At 66.4% G+C, this 3,169-nt stretch carries 4 protein-coding genes; all 4 read right to left on the reverse strand.

The window, feature by feature from the left end:
• On the reverse strand, positions 1-190 hold a 190-nt coding region (gene rplJ, locus D477_RS01180; protein ID WP_005266467.1), incomplete at its 3' end, for a 50S ribosomal protein L10.
• Between the two features lie 307 nt (positions 191-497).
• Positions 498-1,700 (reverse strand): MFS transporter, encoded by a 1,203-nt coding sequence (locus tag D477_RS01185; RefSeq protein ID WP_005266469.1) that lies wholly within the window; start codon positions 1,698-1,700, stop codon positions 498-500.
• A 12-nt stretch (positions 1,701-1,712) separates the two neighbouring features.
• Complete coding sequence (gene narI, locus D477_RS01190) at positions 1,713-2,465, reverse strand: respiratory nitrate reductase subunit gamma (protein WP_005266470.1); 753 nt, start codon at positions 2,463-2,465, stop codon at positions 1,713-1,715.
• Positions 2,465-3,085 carry a nitrate reductase molybdenum cofactor assembly chaperone gene (gene narJ / locus D477_RS01195; protein WP_005266471.1) on the reverse strand — a complete coding sequence of 207 codons (621 nt, stop codon included), beginning with the start codon at positions 3,083-3,085 and terminating at the stop codon, positions 2,465-2,467. Before narJ ends, narI begins: the two co-directional genes overlap by 1 nt.
• Positions 3,086-3,169 lie beyond the last annotated feature (84 nt).

Consider the following 3,169-nt stretch of genomic DNA (forward strand, 5'->3'; position numbering starts at 1 on the left):
CTTCCTTGGCTGCAATGCCAGTCAGGGTGTTCTTGACGACGGAGAACTTGGTCTCCTGGCCGAGAGAAACACGCAGCTCCTTGAGCTGTGCAACGGTAAGCCCGCGGTATTCGGTTAGGACTGCGGCAGTGGAATCCTTGAAATCGTTGGTGATTTCTTCAACTGCTGCCACCTTGGTTGGCGTTGCCATAACCCTCCTTCCGGGGATAGTGCCGGTGGATCGGGCCGCACGCAATAAAAACGCCCCGGGCAGATGCACGGGGCTTCGCCTCGACATGCCACACCCAATATTGTCTAGGTAGCATCATGGAGGATTGCTTCGTTCACCTGCGCAGGCCGTCCCATGCGTGGGACTTTCGGCTGATCTCCACAGGGGAGATCAACGACCGGCGGTCTTTGGTGGTTCAAGTTTACGGGAGACATGGCACCCCCGCCAAATCGACGACGTCGTACCCTGCCTTTGGTGCGAAAGCCTAAGTATCCGCCGGCCTGCTGTTTCAGGATCCGACGGCGACTTTCCGCCGCTGCCCCTTCAGGAAGATCAGGGTGTAGGCCAGGGCCGCCAAGGCCGTGCCGACCAGCAGCAGCAGGCCGATCGCGTAGCTGTTCTCCTCGGCGTTGTAGGTGGCGCCCATGATCAGCGGCGGGAAGTAGCCGCCCAGCCCTCCGGCGGCACTGACAATACCGGTGACGGCGCCTACCCGCTCGGGCGGAGAACTGGTGCCGACCCAGGCGAAAACGCCGCCGGTCCCCAGGCCCAGGGCTGCTGCCATGGCCAGGAAGGTCAGGCCGGCGGGTATTTCGCCGTCCGGCCGGAGGTTGACGACGAAGGCGAGCACGGCCACCGCGGCCAGGGAGAACAGGACGACGGGCTTGGAGCCGATCTTGTCGGCGATGATGCCGCCGACGGGACGGGCGAGCACGGCGGCCAGCGCAAAGCCGGCGGTGCGGGTACCTGCCCCGGTCGGATCCATCGCGTAAATGTCGCGCAGGTAGGTCGGCAGGTAATTGCTGAAGGACACGAAGCCGCCGAAGACGATGCCGTACAGGAAGCACATCTCCCAGGTGACCCGGAGCTTGGCCGCGGCCACCAGCTTGGGCACCACGGGGCTGGTGTTCGCTGCCCAGCCCGGGGCTTCGCGGATCAGGGCCCACACAATGCCTGCCGCGACCAGCAGCAGTGCGGCGACCAGCAAGTGGGTCGGGAAATAGCCGATCCAGCCGACCAGGCGGGGCGTCAGGAACGCGGAAAGCGCGGTGCCGCCCATGCCTGCACCGAAGACGCCAGTGGCGAACCCGCGCCGGGACGGGTGGTACCAGGGGCTGATGAAGGGAATGCCGACGGCGAAGACGGTGCCGGCGACGCCCAGGAAGAAGGCAAAGACCACCAGCAGGAGATAGGACTGCAGCAGCCCGGCCACGCCGACCAGGATGACCGCCGGCGCCGTCGCCACCAGGACGAGGGTGAACATCTTCCGGCCGCCGAAGCGGTCGGTCAGCGACCCGACGAGGATGCGTCCGAGGGAGCCGACGAAGACCGGCATCGCGACCAGGATCGATGTCTGGGTCGGGCTGAGGTCCAGCATTTCGGTGTAGCGGGCGCTCAACGGCGCAATGATGGTCCAGGCCCAGAAGGCCACCACCGAGGCCAGCGTGGCCAGCGCCAGGTTCCGGGATTGCCCGGGCGTACGAATGTCCACCGCGCAGTCCTCCTATTTGCGTTCCCGGTCCCGGGTTCCGACCGGCTGCCAGCCGGGGTGCTGGGCCCTGCTGCCCGGCGCACGCCGGATGTCGCGGCTCCGGTAGATGATGTACGGCCGGAACAGGTAGTGCAGGGGCGCGGTGAAGGCGTGCACCAGCCGCGTGAAGGGCCAGATGGCGAACAGCAGCATGCCGACCAGCGTGTGCAGGTGGAACGAGAACGGAGCGTTGGCCATCGAAGCGATGTCCGGCTGGAAGATGAACAGCGACCTGAACCAGGGCGAGACCGTCTCCCGGTAGTTGTGGCCGTGGTCGCCCATGAACACGCTGGCCAGGGTCGTCCAGAGCCCGAAGACGATGGCGGCGACCAGCACCACGTACATGAACTTGTCGTTCTTGGTCGTCGCCATGAAGACCGGCCCGGTGCGGCGCCGGCGGTAGATCAGGATGATGATCCCGCCCAGCGTGCAGACACCGGCGATGCCGCCGACGAACAGCGCGTTGAAGTGGTAGAAGTCCTGGCTCATGCCGATGGCCTCGGTCCAGGATTTCGGAATCACGAGGCCGAAGAAATGGCCGGCGATCACGGCCAGGATGCCGAAGTGGAAGACCGGCGACCCGATCCGCAGCAGCCTTGACTCGTACAGCTGGGAGGACCTGGTGGTCCAGCCGAACTGGTCGTATTTGTAGCGCCAGATGCTGCCGCCGACGAGGATGGCAACCATAACGTAGGGCAGCACGCCCCAGAGCAGCACATCCGTCATCAGTGTCCTCCTTGCATCGGGAGCAAACGCGGATCGTAGGGGTCGAGGCCGACGCTCTCGGTAGGCGGACCATAGCCGGCCATCCGCATGATTTCCTGCCGGTCGGCCGGCGATTTTCCGGGCAGGCTGTCGCAGAGGCACTGCAGGATCGAGGCCTCGGGCAGCCCGTCATCGAGCAGGGCGAGGCGCAGCATTTCCAGGCTCGGCCGGTAGTCCGTGAGCAGCTTGCGTCCGGCGTCGATGTCAACGGTTGCGGCGAACTCGAGCACCATCGGCAGGAAGTCCGGCAGTTCGCCGTGCGTGTTCACCAGCGCTCCGCTGTCCCGGTAGACCTGTTTGAACGCTGTCAGCACTTCGCCGCGGCGGCGCGTGTCGCCGTCGGTCCAGTAGGACAGGTGCAGGGCGTGCCGGCGGCTGAGGTCGAATTCCTGGACGTAGCCGGCCTGGACCTCGGCCAGCGGTGCCGAGCCCAGCCGGTCCAGCACCGCGGCGAAGGACGCCGCCAGCCCGGGCTGCTCGGCCAGCGCGGCCCTGATCGCGGGCAGCCGCTCGAGCAACTCCTCATCCGGATAGGACAGGCACCAGGCGGCGGCCAGGTACGCCACGCGAGTCCGCTGCATCAGCGCTCCTCCCCCGCGCGGTTTTCCAGCGCATTGCCGCTGCCGGTGCTGGCTTCGGCCGACGGGCCGGCCGCGTCCGGGCTG

The sequence above is a fragment of the Arthrobacter crystallopoietes BAB-32 genome, assembly GCF_000328305.2.
GTDB lineage: Bacteria > Actinomycetota > Actinomycetes > Actinomycetales > Micrococcaceae > Crystallibacter > Crystallibacter crystallopoietes_A.

What these genes read in the sequence shown, in the direction of transcription:
- narI (WP_005266470.1), bottom strand. Translation starts at nt 2,465, where the DNA reads ATGACGGATGTGCTGCTCTGGGGCGTGCTGCCCTACGTTATGGTTGCC.
- narJ (WP_005266471.1), bottom strand. Translation starts at nt 3,085, where the DNA reads ATGCAGCGGACTCGCGTGGCGTACCTGGCCGCCGCCTGGTGCCTGTCC.